Annotated in this window: 15 protein-coding genes and 1 pseudogene; 8 read left to right on the forward strand and 8 right to left on the reverse strand. The window is 63.4% G+C overall.

From position 1 onward, the window contains the following. The first annotated feature begins 40 nt into the window (after positions 1-40). Entirely contained in the window at positions 41-640 is a 600-nt protein-coding gene (locus BGRAMDRAFT_RS04560) for a LysE family translocator (protein ID WP_006047490.1), read from the forward strand. Between the two features lie 21 nt (positions 641-661). Here BGRAMDRAFT_RS04560 and BGRAMDRAFT_RS04565 read toward each other — a convergent pair whose 3' ends face one another. The 6 genes from BGRAMDRAFT_RS04565 to BGRAMDRAFT_RS04595 all read right to left on the reverse strand — a co-directional run bounded on the left by BGRAMDRAFT_RS04565 (position 662) and on the right by BGRAMDRAFT_RS04595 (position 7,004). Next, positions 662-1,933 carry a winged helix-turn-helix domain-containing protein gene (locus tag BGRAMDRAFT_RS04565; protein ID WP_044020302.1) on the reverse strand — a complete coding sequence of 424 codons (1,272 nt, stop codon included), beginning with the start codon at positions 1,931-1,933 and terminating at the stop codon, positions 662-664. Positions 1,934-2,109: 176 nt separating this feature from the next. Next, complete coding sequence (locus BGRAMDRAFT_RS04570) at positions 2,110-2,385, reverse strand: hypothetical protein (RefSeq protein ID WP_006047492.1); 276 nt, start codon at positions 2,383-2,385, stop codon at positions 2,110-2,112. Between the two features lie 208 nt (positions 2,386-2,593). After that, on the reverse strand, positions 2,594-4,309 hold the full coding sequence (locus BGRAMDRAFT_RS04575; protein WP_006047493.1) for an FAD-dependent oxidoreductase: 1,716 nt from the start codon (positions 4,307-4,309) through the stop codon (positions 2,594-2,596). A 95-nt stretch (positions 4,310-4,404) separates the two neighbouring features. Continuing rightward, positions 4,405-5,397 (reverse strand): DedA family protein/thiosulfate sulfurtransferase GlpE, encoded by a 993-nt coding sequence (locus tag BGRAMDRAFT_RS04580; protein WP_006047494.1) that lies wholly within the window; start codon positions 5,395-5,397, stop codon positions 4,405-4,407. A gap of 341 nt (positions 5,398-5,738) precedes the next feature. Further along, the gene (locus BGRAMDRAFT_RS04585; protein ID WP_006047495.1) at positions 5,739-5,990 is read right to left on the reverse strand and encodes a hypothetical protein; all 252 of its coding nucleotides are present in this window, start codon (positions 5,988-5,990) and stop codon (positions 5,739-5,741) included. 402 nt (positions 5,991-6,392) lie between these two features. Then, positions 6,393-7,004, reverse strand: a complete 612-nt coding sequence (locus BGRAMDRAFT_RS04595; protein WP_006047496.1) for a DinB family protein — start codon at positions 7,002-7,004, stop codon at positions 6,393-6,395. Between the two features lie 384 nt (positions 7,005-7,388). Between BGRAMDRAFT_RS04595 and BGRAMDRAFT_RS04600 the strand changes: the two genes are divergently transcribed. Beyond that, entirely contained in the window at positions 7,389-10,916 is a 3,528-nt protein-coding gene (locus tag BGRAMDRAFT_RS04600; RefSeq protein ID WP_006047497.1) for a response regulator, read from the forward strand. An 18-nt stretch (positions 10,917-10,934) separates the two neighbouring features. On the opposite strand, the gene BGRAMDRAFT_RS04605 is transcribed toward BGRAMDRAFT_RS04600, so the two are convergent. Continuing rightward, positions 10,935-11,336, reverse strand: a complete 402-nt coding sequence (locus BGRAMDRAFT_RS04605; protein ID WP_006047498.1) for a RidA family protein — start codon at positions 11,334-11,336, stop codon at positions 10,935-10,937. A 737-nt stretch (positions 11,337-12,073) separates the two neighbouring features. Between BGRAMDRAFT_RS04605 and BGRAMDRAFT_RS36065 the strand changes: the two are divergent. Both BGRAMDRAFT_RS36065 and BGRAMDRAFT_RS33200 read left to right on the forward strand, forming a co-directional pair. Further along, a pseudogene (locus BGRAMDRAFT_RS36065) lies at positions 12,074-12,142 on the forward strand (ESPR-type extended signal peptide-containing protein); the annotation flags it as partial. Between the two features lie 462 nt (positions 12,143-12,604). Continuing rightward, positions 12,605-17,032, forward strand: coding sequence for a beta strand repeat-containing protein (locus BGRAMDRAFT_RS33200; RefSeq protein ID WP_462982168.1), 4,428 nt, complete (start codon positions 12,605-12,607; stop codon positions 17,030-17,032). Between the two features lie 176 nt (positions 17,033-17,208). Here the strand turns inward: BGRAMDRAFT_RS33200 and BGRAMDRAFT_RS04615 are convergent, their stop codons facing one another. After that, entirely contained in the window at positions 17,209-18,609 is a 1,401-nt protein-coding gene (locus BGRAMDRAFT_RS04615) for a GntP family permease (RefSeq protein WP_006047500.1), read from the reverse strand. 328 nt (positions 18,610-18,937) lie between these two features. On the opposite strand from BGRAMDRAFT_RS04615, the gene BGRAMDRAFT_RS04620 reads away from it, so the two are divergent. The 4 genes from BGRAMDRAFT_RS04620 (at position 18,938) to BGRAMDRAFT_RS04635 (ending at position 22,779) form a co-directional block, all read left to right on the forward strand. Continuing rightward, positions 18,938-20,413 carry a sigma-54 interaction domain-containing protein gene (locus tag BGRAMDRAFT_RS04620; protein ID WP_006047501.1) on the forward strand — a complete coding sequence of 492 codons (1,476 nt, stop codon included), beginning with the start codon at positions 18,938-18,940 and terminating at the stop codon, positions 20,411-20,413. An 88-nt stretch (positions 20,414-20,501) separates the two neighbouring features. After that, positions 20,502-20,765, forward strand: coding sequence for a hypothetical protein (locus tag BGRAMDRAFT_RS04625; protein WP_006047502.1), 264 nt, complete (start codon positions 20,502-20,504; stop codon positions 20,763-20,765). Positions 20,766-21,297: 532 nt separating this feature from the next. Next, complete coding sequence (locus BGRAMDRAFT_RS04630) at positions 21,298-21,501, forward strand: hypothetical protein (RefSeq protein ID WP_006047503.1); 204 nt, start codon at positions 21,298-21,300, stop codon at positions 21,499-21,501. 78 nt (positions 21,502-21,579) lie between these two features. After that, positions 21,580-22,779 (forward strand): serine hydrolase domain-containing protein, encoded by a 1,200-nt coding sequence (locus BGRAMDRAFT_RS04635; RefSeq protein ID WP_006047504.1) that lies wholly within the window; start codon positions 21,580-21,582, stop codon positions 22,777-22,779. The last annotated feature ends 103 nt before the right edge of the window (positions 22,780-22,882 follow it).

Here is a 22,882-nt window from a genome sequence, read left to right on the forward strand (position 1 = left end):
TGATAAAAAGGCGCACTGTTTCCAACATTGCGCCTTTTCCATGTTCTCTGTGTCCGCTATCGCGTTATTAGCCGTCGGCATTGTCGTCGTGCTCATCACGCCGGGCCCCACCAATACGTTGCTCGCGTCGGCCGGTCTGCGCCAGGGCGTGCGGCGCTCGCTGCCGCTCATAGCCGCCGAACTCGCCGGCTATCTCGTCGCCATTTCCGTTTGGGGACGTTTTCTCGCACAGGCCGCGCACGCGCTGCCCTGGCTGCCCGCGTTGCTGCGCGTGGCGGCGGGGACGTACATCGCGTGGCTCGCCGTCGATATGTGGCGCGCGGCCGTCGCGTTGCCGGACTCGACGCAAAAAGCGAGCGGCACACTGCGCCTGTTCATCGCGACGCTGCTCAATCCCAAGGCGCTGCTGTTCGCGGGCACCATCTTTCCGGCTGCTGCTTTCGTGCTTTGGCCGGCGTATCTGCTGTCGATGCTGATATTCGCGTGCCTTCTCGCGCCGATCGCGCTCGCGTGGATTGCGTTCGGCGCGGCACTCGGCCGCGGCAAGCTCGGCTGGCTCGATCCGGCGAAGATCCAGCGCGGCGCGTCGGTCGTGCTCGGCGTGTTTTCGCTGACGCTTGCATGGTCGGCGTTGCATTGACGGCACGCGCTGAAGGCGTGCCTATGCGCTCGCTTTCGCCTTCGCTTTCGGTTTCACGTCTTCGGCTTCGGCTTCCGCTTCGTCCTCGCCCGCGCTGAGCGCTTCGCGCCATTCCGGCGCGGCCGACGTGATCTGCAGATGCGGCGTGCCGTGCCAATCCGCGCACCGTTGCAACGCGCGCCGCAGATCGCCCGCGAGCCGCGCGCTCGGCCGCACGCCCGCTTCCATGTGCACCGATTTCAATTCGAAAACGCCTTCTGCGCGGTGCGCTTTCGCATCGACGCGGCCGACCAGACGCCCGCGGCTCAGCAGCGGCAGCACGAAGTAGCCGTATTTGCGCTTCGCTGCCGGCGTATAGCACTCGATCGCGTAGTCGAAGTCGAACAGCGCGGCCACGCGTTTGCGATCCCACACGACCGGGTCGAATGGCGATAGCACCGTCGTCACCGTCGATGCGAGCTTGCCGCTCGCGGCGTCGTCGAGCATGGGCGCGAAGTCGCGATGCACGAACGTGTCCTGCTTCCAGCCAGGCACCTGCACAGGAATCAATTCCCCTTGATCGGCAAGCGCATGAAGTTCGTCGCGATACGGACGGCGCGGCAGCCGGTAGTAGTCCGCCACCCAGTCGGCCCGCGCGACGCCGAGCGCGCGGCACGTGCGGCGCAGCAGTTCGTCGGCGACGGCCTGTTGCGGCGGCAGATCGCGAGCGTCGTCCCAGTGCGGCAACACGCGTTCCGTGACGTCGTAGACGCGCTGAAAATTGCGCCGCTCGGCCACCATCAATTGCCCGATGGCGAACAGCACTTCCAGATGACGCTTCTCCGGCTTCCAGTCCCACCAGCCGTTGCCTTTGCCCGACTCGCGAGCGAAATCCGCCGAGCGCACGGGGCCCGTTGCGCGAATGTGTTCGAGCAGTGCGTCGATGTCCTTGCGATGTTTGTGGTGCCAGTCGGCCGCGTATTTCCAGCCCATGCCGCTCGGGTCCAGCATGCGATGGCGCAGCAGCCCGTAGTCTTCGATCGGCAGAAAACAGGCTTCATGCGACCAGTATTCGAACAGCTTGCCTGCGGCGAGATGTTCGTCGAGCCATTGCTGCGGATAGGCGCCGAGCCGGCTAAAGAGCACGAGATAAGGACTGCGCGCGACCACATGAATCGTGTCGATCTGCAATTGCGCCATGCGGCGGATTGCTTCGAGCACGTCGGCCCTGGTGGCCTTGCGGCGCGGCGGCGACAGTAGACCTTGCGCGGCCAGGTGGAGTGTGCGAGCGGCGGAAAGCGAAAGAGTCTTCACGCGGACGTCGTTCAGTAAGTGACTGCGATGAAGCGGGCAGAAAGCCCGCCTGAATCAGCAGACGCTACTGTAGCGTGAATGCGTCGGCGCCGTGGTTGACGGCGTGACGAGCGAAGCGCCGCAGTGACGAGCGAAGTGCCGTGCAATGCGCGCGGCCGCGTTGCTCGCTCCGACGATTACCAGCCGCGGCCGTGATGCTTGTCCCAGCCGCGATGACGGCCGTGATCGTGATGCCAGCGGCGCTCCCGGTAGTAGTCGTCGCGATAGCCGTAACCGTAGACCGGCTGAGGCGCATAGACGACCGGCGGCGGCGCGTACATGACCGGCGGCGCGGCATAGACGGGGCCCGGCGTGTTGACGAACACGCCGACGTCGACGCGAGCGGAAGCGGCAGTCGATGCGCAGGCGGCGGCAAGTCCGAAGGCGGCGAAGACGATCGCGCGTGTGTTCATGCTTTTCTCCTGTGTCCCAGCAAGACAATGGCTGTTTCGACGGTCGGCATTCACTGTCGAATGGCTGACGTCTATCTTACGAGGCAGAAAGAAAAGCAGGTGCAACGAGTTGCAGGCGTGTGTAACAGGGGATTACTTCGGAAGCCATTACTTCAGGGGCGCCGCCGCCACGTGTGGCGGCGGCAACGGCCCTTGCATGAGCGCCAGTTCAGGCCACCGAGGCGACCGCCTCGTCCGCGGAAACGGCCAGCAGTTGGTGAATTTGCGCGACCACGGCCGCGCCTTCGCCGACCGCCGCCGCCACGCGTTTGGTCGAGCCCGCGCGGGCGTCGCCGATCGCGTACACGCCTTTGACGGTGGTCGCGAGGTCGCAAGCCGACGCGCCGTCCGCGCCCGTGCCCGTCAACACGAAGCCCTTCTCGTCGAGTTCCACGCCGCAGGTGCGCAGCCAGTCGGTGTTCGGGTCCGCGCCGGTGAAGAGGAACAGATGCCGCGTGTCGATCTGCTCCGTGCCGTCGGGCAGGGGCTTTTTCAGGGCGACCGCCGCGAGTCCGCTTTCGTCCGCGATGAGCTGGCCGATCTCCGAATTCGGATGAACGACGACGTTCGGCAACGAACGGATACGGTCGATCAGATAGCGCGACATGGTCGCCTCGAAGCCGCTGCGCCGGATCAGTACGTGGACCTTGGCCGCGTGCGTCGCCAGATAGACGATCGCCTGGCCGGCCGAATTGCCGCCGCCCACCAGCACGACCTGCTGGCGCTTGCACAGCTTTGCTTCGACGGGCGACGCCCAGTAGTACACGCCGCGTCCCTCGAAACGGTCGAGTCCTTCCAGCGCGGGGCGCCGGTACACCGCGCCGCTCGCGATCACGATTGTCCGCGCGCTGATATGGCCGCCGCATTTGAGCTCGAGGCGGTACGGGGCCTCCCCGCAATGCAGCGCCTTCACATGCACAGGAATCGCGACGTGTGCGCCGAACTTCTGCGCCTGCACGAATGCGCGGCCCGCCAACGCCTGACCGGAGATGCCGGTCGGGAAGCCGAGATAGTTTTCGATTCGCGAGCTCGCGCCCGCCTGGCCGCCGGGCGCGCGGCTGTCGAGCACGATCACCGAGAGACCTTCCGACGCCGCATAGACCGCGGTGGCGAGTCCGGCCGGCCCCGCGCCGACGATCGCGACGTCGTAGACCATGCAGTCGTTCAGATCGGGCAGCAGGCCGAGCGCCGTTGCCAGTTCCGGCATGCTCGGATGGCGCAGCACCGAGCCGTCGGGGCAAATCACCAGCGGCATGTCTCCGTCCTGCGCGCCGAACTGCTCGACGAGGCGCAACGCGTCCTCATCGCATTCGTCGATCGTGGAGTGCGGATGGCCGTTGCGCGACAGGAAGCCTTGCAGCATCACGAGCCGTGCGTCGGTACTGCTGCCGATCAGGATCGGCCCGCCCGCGCCTTTCTCGATCAGCGATACGCGCCGCAGAATCAGCGCGCGCATGATGCGCTCGCCAAGCTCGGCTTCCGCCACCAGCAGCGCGCGCAGCCTCTCCGGCGGAATCAGCAACGCCTTGACGTGAGTGAGCGCCATGCCGTTGACGAGCGCGTGACGCCCGGACAGTTGACCGACCTCGGCGAGGAAATGCCCCGGCCCGTGTTCGCCGATCACCACTTCACGGCCGATGCCGTCGCGCTGGGAAATCTTCACGCGCCCTTCGAGCAGCACGAACATGCCCGGACCGGTGTGGCCCGTCTCGAACAGCAGCTCGCCAGCCTGCCATTGGCCGACTTCGCCGAACTTGCGCACGCGATCGATCTCCGCCGCGGTGAGCTCGGGAAACATCTGGTGCATGCGCGTGGACAGATTGGAAAACGGTGCGTCCGCGACTACCGCATCGGGCTGTACTTCGGGTTCTGCAGTGGAAAGCATCGAACCGCTCCCTCGATGTTCGTTGATTGACTGAACGAAGGCGCGACGGCGCGCATCCGCCAGCGCGCGCGCTAGCGAAGGTGCCGCGCGCGGCGTCAGACCGCTTTCGGCGCGATATGCTCGACGGCGGCTTCCGGTGGCGGCATGCCGGGCAAGCCCTCGACGGGCCGGCCGGAGTCGCGCCAGGCTTCCATGCCGCCGCGCAACGGCAGCACATCGTCGAAGCCCGCTTCGTTCAACTGCTTGGCCATCCATGCGGCCGAAATTTCATTCGGGCACGAACAGTAGATCACCAGTTTCTGATCGCGCGGATAAGTGGCGACGATCTGATCGAGTTGCCGTTCATCGGCGAATTGCGAGCCGGGAATCACGAACGGATCGAGCTTGCGCTTCTCGTGCGAGCGGATGTCGAACAGCACCGGCGTGTTGCCCGCGGCGACCAGCTCGGCGAGCTCGTCCACTTCGATACGGGCGGACGCGAGCTTGTTGATCAACTGACGACGGCGAATCCAGCGGTACACCGCATACAACAGCAGCAACGCGATGGCGACCGCGCCGGCAGTGCGCCCGAGACGCCCGGCGGCTGCGAACACCATGTCGATCTGACGCGCGAACAACGCGCCGACGATGAGCCCCGTGCCCGACCACAACGCGGCGCCAATGCTGTCGTAGGTGAGGAACGTGCGGTAGCGCGTGCCCATTGCGCCCGCCATCGGAATCGACACGATCGACAGGCCGGGGACGAACTTGGCGACGGCCAGCACGCGCACGCCCCAACGCCCGAAAAAGCGCTCGGTTTTCTTGACGCACGTGTCACGCGACAGCGACAGACGGCAGATGGTTTTCAGCGTATTGCCGCCGTACAGGCGGCCCGCCAGATACCAGGCGCTGTCGCCGATCAGCGTCGCGAAGATCGACAGCACGAGCACCGGCAGCAATTCCGTGCCGACGGACCCCGGATGCATTGCGGCCATCGCGCCGAACAACACGAGCGACGGCATGGCCGGCACCGGCAGGCCGATGGAGGCGGCCAGCACGTTCACAAAGATGAGCGCCGGGCCATATTGCTCGACGAGGTCATGTAGCATCGACTTACATCCGCGGCCTTTTCAGGCACGGCGCGCAGTAGGGAAGCAAAGGAGAATGGAGCGATTATGGACCATTTTCAAGACGTGCAAAGCCCTTGAAATGCCCCGGTTATTCGGGGTTGGAAGCGGCGTTGGAAGCGCTACCGCCGCGCGGCCCGGATTCTAATAATCAAAAACGATTAAAGCTCGCGCGCTCTGAATAAAATCGGCGCGCGAAGACTGCGGGAAAGGGCGAGCAACAGAGCGGCGAGCATCAGAACCGCGAGCAACAAACGCCGACTGCAACGCCGGCGAAAACCGCTGCCTACGCGACGCCCACCACAAGGCGCCGCGCGTTTGCGTTATTGACGATGATTATGCTGCTCGCCGGGCAACTCTGCGCCGTGCGCGCGAATCGCGGCAATCAGTTCCGCCGGCGTGATTTCGTAGCGGACTTCCCGATGGATGCCTGGCTTGCGCTCGTCGACTTCGACCAGAAGGATGCCTTTGCCGTCTTCTGTCGATTCCAGGCGCAGCGTGCGCAGTTCACGCCCGGTTGCGTCGTCGTATTCGGTGAGCAGGGCCATTGACCCGGAGGACCCGGTAGTGCGCATCGAAGTTGTCCTTGTTCCGTTGTTGATCGAATCATTGTACGGGCAGCATGACGCGCCGTCTGTCGCGCAATGTTGACGCTTTTGGCGATTGCCGGCGCCTCCGCCTGCAAGCCCGAGCGCCGCCGTGCGCGTGGCCTTGCGGGCCGCGAGTCCATGCAGGCGATGACGTTCGCAGTGACAATGAGTTTAACGGAGTCGTCGCGGCGACGGCTGCATTTTTCCTGCCCCGTCGCGGTGCAATCGTTCTTCGACGTTGTCATGCGCGTGACGCGCGGTACGGTTAGACGCGATGCGCAACCGCGTGCGCGCCGATCGGCAAAAACGCCCGATGCAAAGCGCACCTGAAGAGATCATGAGGCGCGTGTCGCAGCGTGGGCAACCAATGCCATGAGCGCCGCGACGCTAGAGCGGCCGATTACGCTCTGCACGTCCTTCACGCATGCGCTCCAACTCCCGCATCTCCGAGGCGCGCAGCGGCGCGTCGGCATCGAGAAAGAACTCGTCGAGTTGCGGCGGCGCGATGGCGGTGCCGCTCAACATCGCGTGAACCTGTCCGCGATGATGGATCTGATGCACGAACACATGCGGCAGCACGTTGCCGATGCGTTCGCGTTGCACGCCGATCGACGGGCCCCGGTCGATTTGCACTTCGCGCTGCAAGTCGTCGGCCGTCAGCGATTCGCAGAAGCTCAGCAGCGCGTGGTCGCTGGCCGCCTGAGCCTGCCATAGTTGCGCCGCGTGCGGATAGGGCACTTCGTCGTCGAAAATCGTGAGGCCCTGGCCGCCGCCGATCAGCGCGTCGAAGTAGTAGCGGTCCACCAGCAGAATGTGATTCAACGTGAGCTGCAACGACGGAAAGAAGCTCACCCGGTGCGCGGCGAACGCTTCGTCGCTCAAGCTCAGACACGCGCGGTAAAGGCGCAGGTTGGACCACGCGTTGTTGCGCGCCATGTCGCTGAAATGCTCAGACAGCGCATCGCGCGGCGCAGCGCCTCGCGAGTCGGAACGAATCATGTCTGCCTCCGTGGATGGTGTGCGCACATCGACCGCTGCGCCTGAACAGCATAGACCGCGCACAAAAAAAACGGCCCGTCTTGCGACGGGCCGCTAAACGCCGTTGTTACTTGGGTCAGTCCGCCCCATGCATTCATCGGGCACTGACGCATGCATCGTGGGTCGCCAATTCATCGCTGTCGAGGTGGGAGTAATGCTGATCTATCCGATCAATGCGCAAGGTCAATGCGTAAGGTCAATGCGTGAAAGGTCAATGCGTAAAAGGTGCCGGATGCATCGCGCATCATCTTCAAAAAGACTACACTGCGCCGGTATAGGTCAGCAGACGTGGTTCGCCAAAGATCGCAGCGGTCTGCCTGCGCGAACCGCAACGTACTTGGGCCGATGCAGAAAATCCTTGATCGTACTCAAGAGTCACTCGCTCAGGCGTTTGCCTCGCTCGCAAAAAACGCGAAGCGCCAGCGGCGGGTTTATCTCGCGACAATCGGCTCATTGATGCTGATGGTGGTGATCTTTTCGCTCCTGCTGGCTGTGGTCGCGGGGCTGAAGCAACTGGAATACCGCCGCACGTTCGCGACGCAAAGCGCCACCGACCTGTCGTTGCTCCTGCATCGCAAAGAGTCGTTCTTGCGGCGCACCGAATTCACTCTCGACTATTACTACAGCGCGACCCAGGTGCGGCGCGCGCCCGAAGCGGTGGAGCGATCCATCGCGCAGACGGGCGCGGCGCGCGGCAAGGTCGACCGGGTCGACGCGGAATTCGATATCGTCATCGGCCAGGCAACACGCGCGGCGTGGGGTGCGCAGTTCGGCGACAAAGTCTGGCGGCTGTATGAATCCGCACAATCGACGCTGGTCACGCAGCAGGCGTTCGAACTCGCGCAGCACGCGACGCTGATCGGCCTCGATGAAAATTACGCCGTGATTTTGCCTTCGCTCGCGGATTCGGCAACCGACGTTGGAGCCGGGGCCACCCGGGCGCCGCCGCCGCAAGAGGCGGTAATCGGCACGTTGCGCGACACGATCGAGCATGAGCTGCAAGCGCAAACAGGCAAGCGCGTGCCCGGCAAAGGCGAGCACGTGTGGATCGGACCGTATCGCGATCCGCTGCGCAACACGCCGGTCATCTCGGTGGTGAGTGCCTACTACGAAGGCGACAAGCCTGTTACGCTGATCACCACAAGCGTTTCGCTCGACGTGCTCGCCGCGCGCCTTGCGCCGCCCGGCGGCGCGGGCGCGACTTTGCTGATGGGCCCTGACCGGCGCATTCTCGTATCTTCCGCCGCGCTCAGCGCGCAAACCGGCGCGAGGCTGCAACGGACGATAGCCGCGACCCCGTCTCACGCCTTCCACTTCGGCCGCGAAGGCGCGATTTTTCACGAGCCGTTGATGCCGGGCTTCGGCTCGCTGGTCGGCTACGTGCCGTGGGGTGCGCTCGCCGTGGCGCTCGGCTGGCAGCTCGGCGTGATCGGCGGGCTCGCGTTGCTGGTGCTGCTGGCTATCGCGCTGACCGCGCGCTTCTTCGGACTACGGCTTCTGCGCAGTGCGTTCGCCGAGACCTCGCGCGCGCTCGAAAGCGAGACGCTCAATCACATTCTGGTGAGCGCGACGCCGGTCGGACTGTGCATCGTCCGGCGAAGCGACTGTTCGATATTGACGGCGAATGCACTCGCCACCGAACTCCTGGGCATCGAGCCGGGCACGAGCCGCCTGCCGCCGCATATTGCCGCCGAGTTTCTGACGAAGGTGCCGGAGCAGGTGTCGGCGGCCGCGTTGGCGCGGATTGCCGCTTTCGTCGCACCGGCGAGGCCCGTGCAGGAAGTTCAGCCGGCGCCTTCGCAAGCGTCCTCGGCGCCGGTTCAGACGGACAACACGCCCGCCCGCTTCCTGCAGTTCACCTATGCGCCCGCTCGTTATGCCGGCGAGGACGTGTTGTTCTGCGCGATCCTCGACGTGACCGCGCAGCACGAGCTGGAACAGCAACTGCGGCAAGCGCAGCAGACGTCGGAAGCGATGATGCGCGCGCGCACGAATTTTTTTGCCGCGATGAGTCACGAAATCCGTACGCCGTTGAATGCGCTGCTCGGCAATCTCGAACTGTTCGCGCGTACGCCTGGGCTCGACGCGCATGCGCAGCGGCTCGCCAGTCTGAACGTGGCGGGCGATGCGCTGCGCCGCGTCGTCAACGACATTCTCGATTTCTCCAAGATCGATGCGGGCGAAATGCTTCTGGTGCGCGCGCCCTTTGCGCTGCTCGACGCATTCGAGAACATCGCGCTGTCGTATGCGTCGATGGCGGGCGATCGGCGCGTGCGTTTCTATTCGCTGCTTTCGCCCGCGATCGATCGCACCGTGATCGGCGACAGAATGCGGATCGCGCAGGTCATCAACAATCTGTTGAGCAATGCATTCAAGTTCACGTCGAGCGGCAAGATCACGCTGCAAGCCGAACTCGCCGACGATACGCCAGGCCACCCGGTCCTGAAGTGCCGCGTCTCCGATTCGGGGCCGGGCATGAGCGAGGAACTCGTCGGGCGGCTTTTCAAGCCGTTCGTGCAAGGCGAGGCGGGCGCCTCGCGCGGCGCGGAAAGCACCGGCCTTGGACTCGCGATCTGCGCGCGGCTGTGCGAGTTGATGGGCGGCGCGGTGTCGGCGGAAAGCGTGGTGGGCGTCGGCAGCGTATTCAATGTATCGATTCCGCTGGTTGCGTCGCCTGACGAAAAACCTGCGCCTCAGGCGGCAACGCGTGGACCGCTGCTCGCGCTGTTTCCCGATCGCGAGATCGTCAATCTGCTCGACCGCTGGCTCGAACACTTTGGCTGGAGCGCACACGTCGTCTCGACGCTGGCTGACGCGCAGAACTGGCTGCGGACGAACTGCGCAATGGCGCTGATTGTCTCCGACGCATACGATCTCGAGGCGATCGCGAGCTTGCGCGCGTTGCAGCCGCTGAGCGCCGTGTGGATCACTCGCGAGGGCCCGGCGCGACCGCGCGCGCGTGATGAAGGCGTGCTCGAAGTGACCGAATTCAGCGCCACGGCGATTCGCAGGGCCATCGAGCAGGCCGTCGACGGCGTGCCTGTTGCTGCGGTGTCCGCATCGGCGGCAGCGGCGGCATCGGAGATGGACGCATCGAACGCATTGGACGCGGCGCCTGCTCCCGCGCCTTCCGTGGCGACGCATCCGGCGTTGCAAGGACTCAGGGTTCTCGTTGCCGAAGACAATCCGCTGATCCAGAGCCTGATCGCCGAACAGCTTGCGACGCTCGGCTGCGTGCCGACCATCGCGCCAGACGGCGAACAGGCGCTCGCCACGTTTCAGGCGAACCGTTTTGACGCCGTGCTCACCGACATCCACATGCCGGCGATGGACGGCTATCGACTGCTTGCCGCGCTGCGCGAGCGTGATCAGCAGGTGCCGGTGCTTGCCTTCAGCGCGGTCGCGGAGAATCAGGAGGCGCATAGCTGGCGCGAGCGCGGCTTCAGCGGTCATGTGTCGAAGCCCGCTTCGTTGAGCGAACTCGAGGCTGCGCTGGTCGCGGTGGCGCCCGTCGCGAAGGACAGCGCGGCGCGCACGACAGAGCCGGCGTCCGCTGCCTCGGCTGCAAGCACACTCACCGTCGATGAGAGAGCGCGCTACACCGCGATGCTCAAGGAGCATTTGAAGAACGACTTGCCGCGGCTTCTCGCCATCGTCGATGAAGAAGACCGGGAGGCGCTGGCCGGCTGGGCGCATAGCGCGAGCGGCGCGTTCGTGATCGTGCAGGAGCCGGGATTCGTCGAGGAATGCAGGCAGTTGCAGCGGCTATGCAACGAGAGCGAGAGCTGGACGACGGAGATGGACGAGCGCGCCGTGTCGCTGCACGAAGCGTTGTGCGATCGCTATGGCGTCGACGAAGCGTCGGCGCATTGAGTGCTGCGGCGTCGACGCTCAGCCTGGCCGTCGCGCGATGAAGTCGATTTCCACCAGCGCGTCACGCGCCAATGCCGTCACGCCGATGCACGTCCGGGCAGGCAGCGCGTCGGCGGGAAAGTACGCGCGATAAGTCTCGTTCATCGCCGCATAGTCGCGCTTGAACTCGGTGAGGAAAATGCGCACGGCAACCACATGTTGCAAGCCGAGATCGAGACCTTGCAGCACGAGCATAAGGTTGTCCATCACGCGCTTCGTCTGCGCGACCACGCCTTCGGGAAGCGGCGCGGCGTCGTCGGTGGGCGAGGTCGGCATCTGGCCGGTGAGGAACACCCAGCCGTCGGTTTCCACGGCGTGGGAAAACGGGCCGACCGGCGTGGGCGCGCCGGGGACCATCCAGAAAGCGGGCGTTGAACTCATGGAGATTGCACCTCACGGCTGCGAATGTGGGTTGACACGATAACCGATCAAAAGTCGCGCTGCGTCGTCCACCCGATGCACGGGTCCGCTCCGCCGCCTGAGCATCGTGGAATCACTTACTGGTTCAGGTTATTCAGAGCGGACTAATTATCCGAATCAAATGTGCATGGATTAAAACGGGCGATGTAAAAAGTCCCGTTGTGACCATTAGTAATTCCATGCAGCGGGAAAGGCGGCGTTTCTATTAAATCTAATACGACCAATATTTTCCGACATTCAATGCACATGTCCGGCGCTGAGATTTTCGCTTTGTTGAAATCGAGGTAATTATTCAGGCATTTCGGCGCTATCACACCTTGTTGTGTTTTTCGTTAGGACAATTCCTAAAAGCGTCCGCGCCACATTCTTGCGTCTTGCATTTTCTTGATCTCCGTCACAGTTGATTTCTGAATTTTCTGTGGAATTTAGGAATAGTCCTATTGAGCCATCGTTCAAGTCTCATAAAGTTCGGTTGTTGCGGGCAATTTTGAGACGGGGTGTGACTTAGCTATCGAGCTGAATTCCAATCCATAGTGGACGAGCAGTCGTCGCAAAAATCGTGAATCGATGTGCGATTCAGTTGATTTTGTGCGATTTAATCGTGACGAGCCGCGCGCAGTAATCGTCACGTCCACTCCCAAGCCTGAGTTGAGCAGCGACAGAACGCGTGACGATATTTGTTCAATAAGGGGTTTTAAATGAATAAAGCATTTCGCTCGGTTTGGAACGAGTCAACCGGCACTTGGGTGGCTGCGCAGGAAGATGCAAAAGGAAAAAGCAAAAATTCGAAGCCCGCTTGTAAGAGCAGGCTGGGCGTTATTTCTTGCTCGTTAGGCGGATCGGCGGGCATTGCGTTTGCGATTTTTTCTTTGCCAGCATCTGCAAGCGTTCTGTGTATGTATGACAGTATTGGAAGAAACCAGGTGACCACTAATTCGCAAATTATTGCTGGCTGTTCAAGCCAGTACATGCCCTCCAGCGGCTACTATGCCCTCCTCGACTCCGGCTCGCCGTCTGGAACTGCCGGCATCCTGCTCCAGGCTGGCAACATCACGTACTACCTGGGCGGCACGACGACCCAGAACGCCCTCACCATGACCGCATCCGGCACCAACGTGTTGCTGGACGGCCTGGCGCCAGGAGCAGTCACAGCGTCAAGCCTGAATGCTATTAGCGGTTCTCAGCTTTACGGTACGGCGGGCACCACGGCGGCCGCGCTAGGCACGACGATGGCGGCGAACGGCACGATCGTTGCGCCTGCCTACGCGCTGCCGCAAGCCAATGCAATCGATGGGACGTCGGGCCCGGCTAACAACGTGAGTTCGGCGTTCACTACGGTCGATACAGCCCTCGGCAAGTTAAGCGACAAGCTCGGCGCAGGCATCGAGTACTTCCACGCGAACTCGGCGCTGGCGGATTCGTCGGCGATTGGCTCTGAGGCGATCGCGATCGGTGGGGCCGCGACCGCATCCTCCGGTGGTGCGATTGCGATGGGCCAGCTAAGTATGTCCAACGGTACGGCTGCTGTTGCAATCGGCCAGAATGCAACCGCCACTGGCATTGCTAACATCGCGATCGGTCAACGCGCCGCCAATGCGGCGACTCTCAACAATTCGATTGCAATTGGCGGAGACTCAAAATCGGGTGGTCAGTCAAGTTCGCTGGGTAATAGTGCCGACACGTCGGCAAGCACATTCGCAGTCGCTGTCGGTCACAGTAGCGTGGTGACAGGTAGCTCCGGCACCGCGCTGGGTGCCGGAGCGTCGGCAGCGACGGCGAACTCGGTAGCGCTCGGCTCGAACTCGGTGGCGAACTCGGCGACGCTGGCGACGGCAGGCTTCACGCCGACGGGCGGCACGGCGATTTCGGCAGGGACGGCAGCCGGCGGCGAAGTGTCCGTGGGCTCGGCAGGTGCAGAGCGTCGCATCACGAACGTCGCGGCAGGCCTGAACGCCACGGACGCGGTGAACCTGAGCCAGCTGATGTCGGAAGACGCGAAGGTCAACACGATCAACAACAACGTGAACAACCTGAGCAACACCGTGAACAACATCGTGAACGGCGGCGGCATCAAGTACTTCAACACTAACTCGACGCTGGCGGATTCGTCGGCAACGGGTACGGATGCCGTGGCGATCGGCGGCAACGCTCAGGCGACGACGGCGAACTCGGTGGCACTGGGTTCCAACTCGGTGGCCAGCTCGAGCACGCTGACGACGGCAGGCTTCAACCCGGGCGGCAGCGCGATCTCGGCAGCCACGGCGGCAGGCGGCGAAGTGTCGGTAGGCGCTTCAGGTGCAGAGCGTCGCATCACGAACGTCGCAGCAGGTCTGAACGCCACGGACGCGGTGAACCTGAGCCAGTTGCAGTCGGAAGACGCGAAGGTCAACCAGATCGGCACGAGCACGGCGTCGTCGCTGGGTGGCGGTTCGACCTACGACACCACGACGGGCACGATCACGAACCCGACGTACTCCGTGGGCGGCACGACCGTCAACAACGTGGGTGACGCGCTTACCAACCTGGACGGCCGTACCACGCAGAACACCACGAACATCGGCAGCCTGACGCAGAACATCAACAACGGTACGATCGGCCTGGTGCAGCAGGACCCGGCGTCGCGCAACGTCACGGTGGCGAAGGATACCGGCGGTACGGTGGTGAACTTCACGGGTACGGCAGGTTCGCGCACGTTGACCGGTGTAGCAGCGGGCGCGCTCAACGCCACGAGCGTGGATGTGGTGAACGGTTCGCAGCTGTACGCGACGAACCAGAACCTCTCGAACGTGACGAACGTCGTCAACAACATCAGCAGCGGCGGCGGCATCAAGTACTTCAACGCTAACTCGACGCTGGCCGATTCGTCGGCAACGGGTACGGATGCAGTTTCGATCGGCGGCAACGCTCAGGCGGCGACGATGAACTCGGTGGCACTGGGCTCCAACTCCGTGGCCAACTCGGCGACGCTGGCGACGGCAGGCTTCACGCCGATCGGCGGCCCGGCGATTTCGGCGGCGACGGCAGCCGGCGGTGAAGTGTCGGTGGGTGCAGCAGGTGCAGAGCGTCGTATCACGAACGTCGCAGCAGGTCTGAACGCGACCGATGCAGTGAACGTCAGCCAGTTGCAGTCGGAAGACGCAAAGGTCAACAACGTCGCGAACAACCTGGCAAACACCAATAACAACGTCGCAAACCTGAGCGGCAATGTCACCAACATCAACAACACGGTGAACAACATCGTGAACGGTGGCGGCATCAAGTATTTCCACACGAACTCAACGCTGGCGGATTCGTCGGCAACGGGCACGGATGCGGTGGCGATCGGCGGCAACGCACAGGCGACGACGGCGAACTCGGTGGCACTGGGTTCCAACTCGGTGGCCAGTTCGACCACGTTGACGACGGGCGGCTTCAACCCGGGCGGCGGCACAATCTCGGCAGCCACGGCAGTCGGCGGCGAAGTGTCGGTAGGCGCTTCAGGTGCAGAGCGTCGCATCACAAACGTGGCAGCAGGTCAGAATGCGACCGATGCCGTGAACGTAAGCCAGTTGCAGTCGGAAGATGCGAAGGTGAACCAGATCGGTACGAGCACGGCGTCATCACTGGGCGGCGGTTCGACCTACGACACGACGACGGGCACGATCACGAACCCGGCGTACTCCGTGGGCGGCACGACCGTCAACAACGTGGGTGACGCGCTCACCAATCTGGATGGCCGTACGACGCAGAACACGACGAACATCGGCAGCCTGACGCAGAACATCAACAACGGTACGGTCGGTCTCGTGCAGCAGGACCCGACCTCGCGCAACGTCACGGTGGCGAAGGCTACCGGCGGTACGGTTGTCGACTTCACGGGTACGGCGGGTTCGCGTACGTTGAAGGGTGTAGCAGCAGGCGCGGTGAACGCCACGAGCATGGATGCAGTGAACGGTTCGCAGTTGTACGCGACGAACCTGAACGTCTCGAACCTGACGAACGTCGTCAACAACATCAGCAGCGGCGGTGGCATCAAGTACTTCAACGCTAACTCGACGCTGGCGGATTCGTCGGCAACGGGTATAGATGCAGTTTCGATCGGCGGAAATGCTCGGGCGACGACGGCGAACTCGATAGCACTGGGCTCCAACTCGGTTGCCAACTCGACGACGCTAACGACGGCTGGCTTCAACCCTGGCGGCAGCGCAATCTCGGCAGCCACGGCGGCAGGCGGCGAAGTGTCGGTGGGCGCTTCAGGTGCAGAGCGTCGCATCACGAACGTCGCAGCAGGTCAGAATGCGACCGATGCGGTGAACGTGAGCCAGTTGCAGTCGGAAGACGCGAAGGTGAACCAGATCGGCACGAGTACGGCCTCGTCGCTGGGCGGCGGTTCGACCTACGACACGACGACGGGCACGATCACGAACCCGACGTACTCCGTGGGCGGCACGACCGTCAACAACGTGGGCGACGCGCTCACCAATCTGGATGGCCGTACGACGCAGAACACGTCGGACATCACCAACATCAACAACACGCTGAACAACATCACCAATGGCGGCGTCTCTACCAGGTACTTCCACGCCAACACGACGTTGCCGGATTCACAGGCGACGGGCGCGGAATCGGTGGCGATCGGCGGCAACGCGCAATCTCTCGCGACGAACTCGGTTGCACTGGGTTCGAACTCGGCGGCTGATCGTGCCAACACGGTGTCGGTCGGCTCGGCGGGCAACGAACGCCAGATCACCAACGTCGCAGCCGGCACGGCCGACACGGACGCAGTGAACCTCGCTCAGTTGAAGGCCTCGGGCATCATCAACCCGAACGGCACGACCAACGCGGCAGTCACGTACGACCACAACGCCGATGGTACGACCAACTACAGCAGCGTGACGATGGGTAACGGTGCTGCGGGCGGCACGACAATCCGCAACGTGGCGGCAGGTACGTCCGGTAACCACGCAGTCAACGTCGACCAGATGAACGCAGCGATCTCGACGGCGACGGACATTGCCAAAGCAGGCAGCAACCCGATGTTCGCAGCAGACGGCAACCGGGACACGCAGATGGCTAGCGCAACCGGCTCGTATTCGACTGCGATGGGTGCCAGCGCCAATGCCGGCGGCAAGCAGTCGATTGCAGCCGGCAACAATGCCAACGCAAGCAGTGAAGGTGCAACTGCGATCGGCGCCAATACTCAGGCGACCGGCAAGGGTTCGGTTGCGCTGGGTTCCGACTCGGTGGCAGACCGCGACAACACGGTGTCGGTGGGCTCGGCAACGAACCAGCGCCAGGTCGCCAACGTCGCAGCCGGTACGGCGACGCACGACGCAGTCAACTTTGGTCAGTTGAACGACGCGATCGGCAATCTGCCGGCCGGCATGACGGCAAAGACCTACGTCGATCAGCAGATCAACTCGGTGCAGAAAAGCGTCAACCAGGTCGCCAGGAGCGCTTACTCGGGTATTGCGGCAGCCACCGCGCTGACGATGATCCCGGACGTCGATGAGGACAAAAGGATCGCGGTCGGTATCGGCGGCGGTTCGTACAAGGGTGCGCAGGCTGTGGCGCTCGGCATCTCGGCGCGTATCAATGACAACCTGAAGATGAAGGCCGGCGCGGGCACCAGCGCGGGTGACACGACGTTTGGCGTGGGTGCTTCGTATCAGTGGTAAGTGCCGTGATGGATCGGACGCAAGTCCGGTCCGTCAACCGGATAACCACGCTTCGCGAGAATCCGCTACCGGGATTCGCCACCGCGTGGATCGCGATTTTGCAGGAGAAGTTAGCGCGCCAGATGCTGATAGGCGGGTTCAGGACCAGCAGTCCCTGAACCCGCCCCAAGCCCTTCTTAAACCAGCCCCGTCGTGTAATAAACGGCGATCACGAAGAACACCGCCAGCGTCTTGATGACCGTCACCGCGAAAATGTCGCGATACGACTGACGGTGCGTCAACCCGGTCACCGCCAGCAGCGTGATCACCGCGCCGTTATGCGGCAGCGTGTCCATGCCGCCGCTCGCCATTGCGACCACGCGGTGCAGCACTTCCATGGGAATATGCGCCGCCTCCGCACCCTTGATGAACACGTCCGACATGGCCGCCAGCGCGATGCTCATGCCGCCCGACGCCGAACCGGTGATGCCCGCCAGCGAACTGACCGACACGGCCGCATTGACGAGCGGATTCGGAATGCTCTTCAGCGCGTCGCTGACCAGGACGAAGCCGGGCAACGCGGCGATCACGCCGCCGAAACCATATTCCGACGCCGTATTCAGCGACGCCAGCAGCGCGCCCGCCACCGCGGCCTTCGTGCCGATCGCAAAACGCTCGCGCACGCGGCCGAACGCCGTGACCACAACCATGACGATGCCGAGAAGCAGCGCGCCTTCGACAGCCCAGATTCCCAGCACGGTCTTGATCGTCGTGGTGAGCGGCGTGTGAACGCCCGGCAAAATATCCGGCGCGACGGTGTACGACGTGCCGTACGCGTCGGGGATCCAGCGAGTCAGGAAGAAGTTGGCGACGCCCACCAGAACCAGCGGCGCAATGGCCAGCAACGGATGCGGCAGTTGCTTCGACTCGACGCGCTCCGGCTCGTTGACGAGTTCCGTGCCGTAGCCTTCGCCGGTTGCCATCGCCGAGCGGCGGCGCCACTCGAGATAGGTGAGACCCACCACGATGATGAACAGCGAGCCGATCACGCCCAGCGCGGGCGCGGCCCACGACGTCGTCTTGAAGAACGTCGTCGGGATGATGTTCTGAATTTGCGGCGTGCCCGGCAGCGAATCCATCGTGAACGAGAATGCGCCGAGTGCGATGGCGCCGGGCATCAGGCGCTTCGGAATATTGCTCTGGCGATACAGCTCCGCGGCGAACGGGTACACCGCGAACACCACGACGAACAGCGAGACGCCGCCGTAGGTGAGCAGCGCGCACACCGCGACGATCACCGCATTGGCGCGGGAGCGGCCGATATAGCGAATCGCGGCCGCCACGATCGACTCCGAGAAGCCGGACAGTTCGATGACCTTACCGAACACGGCGCCGAGCAGAAAGACCGGGAAATACAGTTTGACGAAGCCGACCATCTTCTCCATGAAGATGCCCGTGAACACGGGCGCGACGGCGGCGGGATCGACCAGAAGGACGGCGCCGAGCGCGGCGATCGGCGCGAAAAGGATAACGCTGTAGCCGCGATACGCGGCGAACATCAGAAACGCCAGCGCGGCAAGGACGATGACAAAGGACATTGAGTCTCCAGAAGCTTGGTTTGTTCTACGTGTACGCCGTCTCCCGCTGACGACGGCATGGCGCCCGCGAACGCAGGTTCCATGCCATGCGGCCGGCATCGGCTCGCGCGCTGACGCGGCGGGCCAAAAGCCGGCAAAACCGGGAGACGTGGCGCCGCCGATTGTACCCAAACGTCTCCAAACGGGGACGTCAATCGTGCGAAGTGTGTCCGGTATTGACACGAAATCCGCATGGCGATGGGCTTGCCGGCGATCTCCACCTTGAGATAAGCTTGTCCACGAAAAGAGACAAGCGACAAATAGAACGATAGCCGGAGACATCGACAACATGATGAACGACTGGGCGGGACTTCCCGCCATCTACGGCGACGTGCTGCGCCGCGCGATGGATTCCCTCTTCCGCACATTCGAGAACTTCAGCGAAGGCACGTTTATCGTCGACGCCGACGCGCGCGTCGTGTGGATCAACAAGCGCTATGCGGCGCGCTTCGGCTTTGCCGACCCCGAGCAGGCGATTGGCCGCGATTGCGAAGCGGTGATTCCAAACAGCCTGATGCGCGAGGTCGTCAAAACCGGCAAGCCGATTCTGCTCGACATTCTCGAAACGGACCGCGAGCCGCTCGTGGTCACGCGTCTTCCGCTGAAGGACGACGCCGGCGCGACGGTCGGTGCTGTCGGCTTCGCGCTGTTCGACGAGTTGAAGGCGCTCACGCCGCTTTTCTCCCACTACTCTCGCGTGCAGGAAGAATTGATCGCGACGCGTCAGTCGCTCGCGCAGGCACGCCGAGCCAAGTACACGTTCGGCAGCTTCGTCGGCACCAGCGCGGCCAGTCTCGAAGTGAAGCGCCAGGCGCGCCGCGCGGCGCAGCTCGAATCGCCGGTGCTTTTACTGGGTGAGACCGGCACCGGCAAGGAATTGCTCGCGCATGCGATCCACGGCGGCTCGGCTCGCGCGAATCAGCCGCTCGTGACCGTCAACGTGGCGGCGATCCCGGACACCCTGCTCGAAGTCGAATTCTTCGGCGCGGCGCCTGGCGCCTACACGGGCGCGGATCGCAAGGGACGGGTCGGCAAGTTCGAACTGGCGAACGGCGGCACGCTTTTTCTCGATGAGATCGGCGACATGCCGCTGCCTTTGCAGGGCAAACTGCTGCGCGTGCTGCAGGACAAGGAGTTCGAGCCGCTCGGCTCCAACCGGATCGTGCGCGCCGACGTGCGGATCATCGCGGCCACCTCCGCGGATTTGCCGGCGCTGGTCGCGGCGGGCCGTTTCCGTGCCGATCTGTTCTATCGGCTGAACGTGCTGACGATTCATGCGCCGCCGCTGCGCGAGCGCACGTCGGACATTGAAGCGCTCGCGTACGCAATGCTCGAGGACCTGTCGACGCAGGCACGCGGCGGCAGCCACTACGAATTGCAGGACGACGCATTGCGCCTCTTGTGCTCGTATGCGTGGCCAGGCAACGTGCGCGAGTTGCGCAATACGCTGGAGCGCGCGGTGATGCTGTCGGACAGCGAGCGGATCGACGCGCGCGCGCTTGCGCCGTTCATCGGTTCGGGACAGAGCGGCGCGCAAGGCGCGACGGCGCAGACGCCGGACGGCTCATCACAGACGGCTGCGAGCGGCGCGGATGCGGCGCGCGAGCCATCGTCATGGAGCGACGCGATGGCGGCGTTCGAAAAGCGCTTCCTGAGCGATGCGTTGCGCGCGAACGGCGGGCGCGTGATCGAGACCGCTGCGCAAATCGGCATGGGGCGCGCGACGCTGTACAAGAAGATCGCGGCACACGGCATCCAGGTTTGAGCGGAGCGGGCCTGCATCCTGTCACGCAGCGTCATGGCTGCGTGGCACAATCGCGTGATCGAAAAACAAGACGTGATCGGGGTTTCATATGAACCGGAGCTTCTCTTTCCTTGCGCGCTATCTCGGCCTGATGCTGGCGGTGTCAGCCGGCGCCGCGCTGGGCGGCTGCGGCAGCAGCGCGCCGCTGTTTCTGTCGGACGGCCGCCCGACGACGCTGGTCGAATGCCCCGCGGGTTCCGACTCCTGCGCGCAGCAGGCGGCCGCAAGCTGCAGCGGCGGCGCGTTCGACACCGTGCGCCAATCCACGAGTAACGGCACGCTTAGCCTGATCTACGCCTGCCGCGCGAAGTAACGCGATGCGCGCCGCGTCATGCGGCGCGCGGCCGGACTTGCACTATCTTCTGCGATTCGCAACCCGTCGACGGGCTGCGCTCGCCTTCCTTTAAAAAGCGGCTTAATCCGCGCGCCGTTGTCTGCGCTCTCCTCATTACTCCACGTGCGCGTTTCTCGATACGTGCATCCGCGTCATAAATATATGCTTCTAATGCGGTCAGACGAAGGAAGTTCCACTATGCGCGCCGCATAATGAATTTCGATTTGACAAGATTTATTCCGAACGGATCGACAGCAATAAAAAGTCACTGTATTTTTTCGCACTGGAGTGAAGTCGGTGCGGAAGGTAACGGAACCCTGAATTAAGCGGCAGTATTCTATTTTCACAGGTTCGCTAACGCATGCGATCAGCAGCTTTTGCCGGATAGGGAGGCCAATCGGCAAAAGGCGGGAAGAACTTGCCGACCAAGAAAAAACAGGCTTTGAGAGCGGCACAATCTGTGCTTAACGTTGCGTTTCGAATTAAGTCAACGAGCATTCCGGGGAAACGAATGAATCACCATCAACTCGAAAAAGACATCCGACATCTAGAACACGTCATTTCACACATTTCCGCTGAAGACCGAATACCGCTGTCTTATTGGCGCAATCGCATCGATTCGGTTTCCGGCGCGGTTCGCGTGCCAACGCAAGTCAATCGCATCAAACGGCTGAATGCCGCGCTCGCCGCACTCGAGGAGCGCCAAAAAGCCTGAGGCGATAGCCTCTGCTGTCGGCAGCGGTTTTTCGCCTCATTACGATCCATCGACGAAGCCAGGCCGGACAACATCGATATGCAAGCAGTGGGATTTTCATCGCCTCGGCTCGCGGTGCTGACGGGTACGTTGCAGGGCTACGTCGAACGAGGCGATGTGGCCGGCGTCGTCGCGCTCGTCTGGCGGCGCGGCGCAACCGCTTACTTCGAGCCGCTCGGCCTGCGCGACGAAGCCGCGTCATTGCCGATGGAGCGCGATACGCTGTTTCGCATCGCGTCGATGACCAAGCCGGTGACGAGTGCCGCCATCCTCATGCTGGTGGAAGAAGACCGGCTCACGCTCGACGCGCCGATCGCGCAGTGGCTGCCTGAATTCGCCGCGCCGCGCGTGCTGCGCGACCCCGGCGGCCCGCTCGATCAAACCGACCCGGCGCGCGCGCCGCTGACCGTGCTCGACTTGCTGACTCATCGCGCGGGCTTCGCTTATCACTTCACGGCGACCGGGCCGCTAGCCGAAGCCTATGCGGCCGCCTTCAACGGTCTCGACGCGCGCGGCGATGTGAGCGCGTGGCTCGCGCGCGTCGCCGAATTGCCATTGATGTTTCAGCCCGGCTCGCGCTGGCACTACAGCGTCGCCACCGACGTGCTCGGCGCATTGATCACACGAGTGACCGGCATGCCGCTGGGCGAGTTTTTCCGCACGCGGATTTTCGAGCCGCTCGGCATGCGTGACACCGCTTTCTGGGTGCCCGAGCCGCAGCTCGCCCGCCTGGCCACTGCCTATGGCGTCGATGCCGGCACGCGGCGGCGCGTGGTCGAGGATCACGCGTCGGCGAGCCGTTGGGCGAATCCGGCGCGTTTTCAAAGCGGCGGCGGCGGGCTCGTTTCCACCGCGCAGGACTATCTGCAATTCGCGCAGTTGCTGTTGCGGCGCGGACGCGTCGGCGACACGCGCTTGCTGTCGCATCGCTCGGTCGACCTGATGCGTTCGAACTTTCTGACGCGCGAGCAGCGCCGCCTGCCGGCGTTCGGTCATGCGATGTGGGCGGGTCAGGGTTTCGGCCTCGGCTTGTCGATCGTCGACGATCCCGCGCAGCAGTTGCCGCAAGGCTATCGTTCGATCGGCTCTTTCGGTTGGCCCGGCGCTTTTGGCACGAGCTGGTTCGCCGATCCGGTGGAAGATCTTATCGGCGTCATGCTGATTCAGCGCCGTTCAATCGATCCGTTTCCCATGGCAGTCGCCTTCGAACGTCGCGTGTACGATGCAATTGATGATTGAGCGCGCGCCTCGCCGATGGTCCGCCGCTCGTTCAAGCGCCGCACGATGACGGGCTTTCTCTTTCCAGCGTTTTTTGGTCTGATAGCGTCCGCAAGTCGGTCCG

It is taken from the genome of Paraburkholderia graminis C4D1M, assembly GCF_000172415.1.
Classification (GTDB): Bacteria; Pseudomonadota; Gammaproteobacteria; order Burkholderiales; family Burkholderiaceae; genus Paraburkholderia; species Paraburkholderia graminis.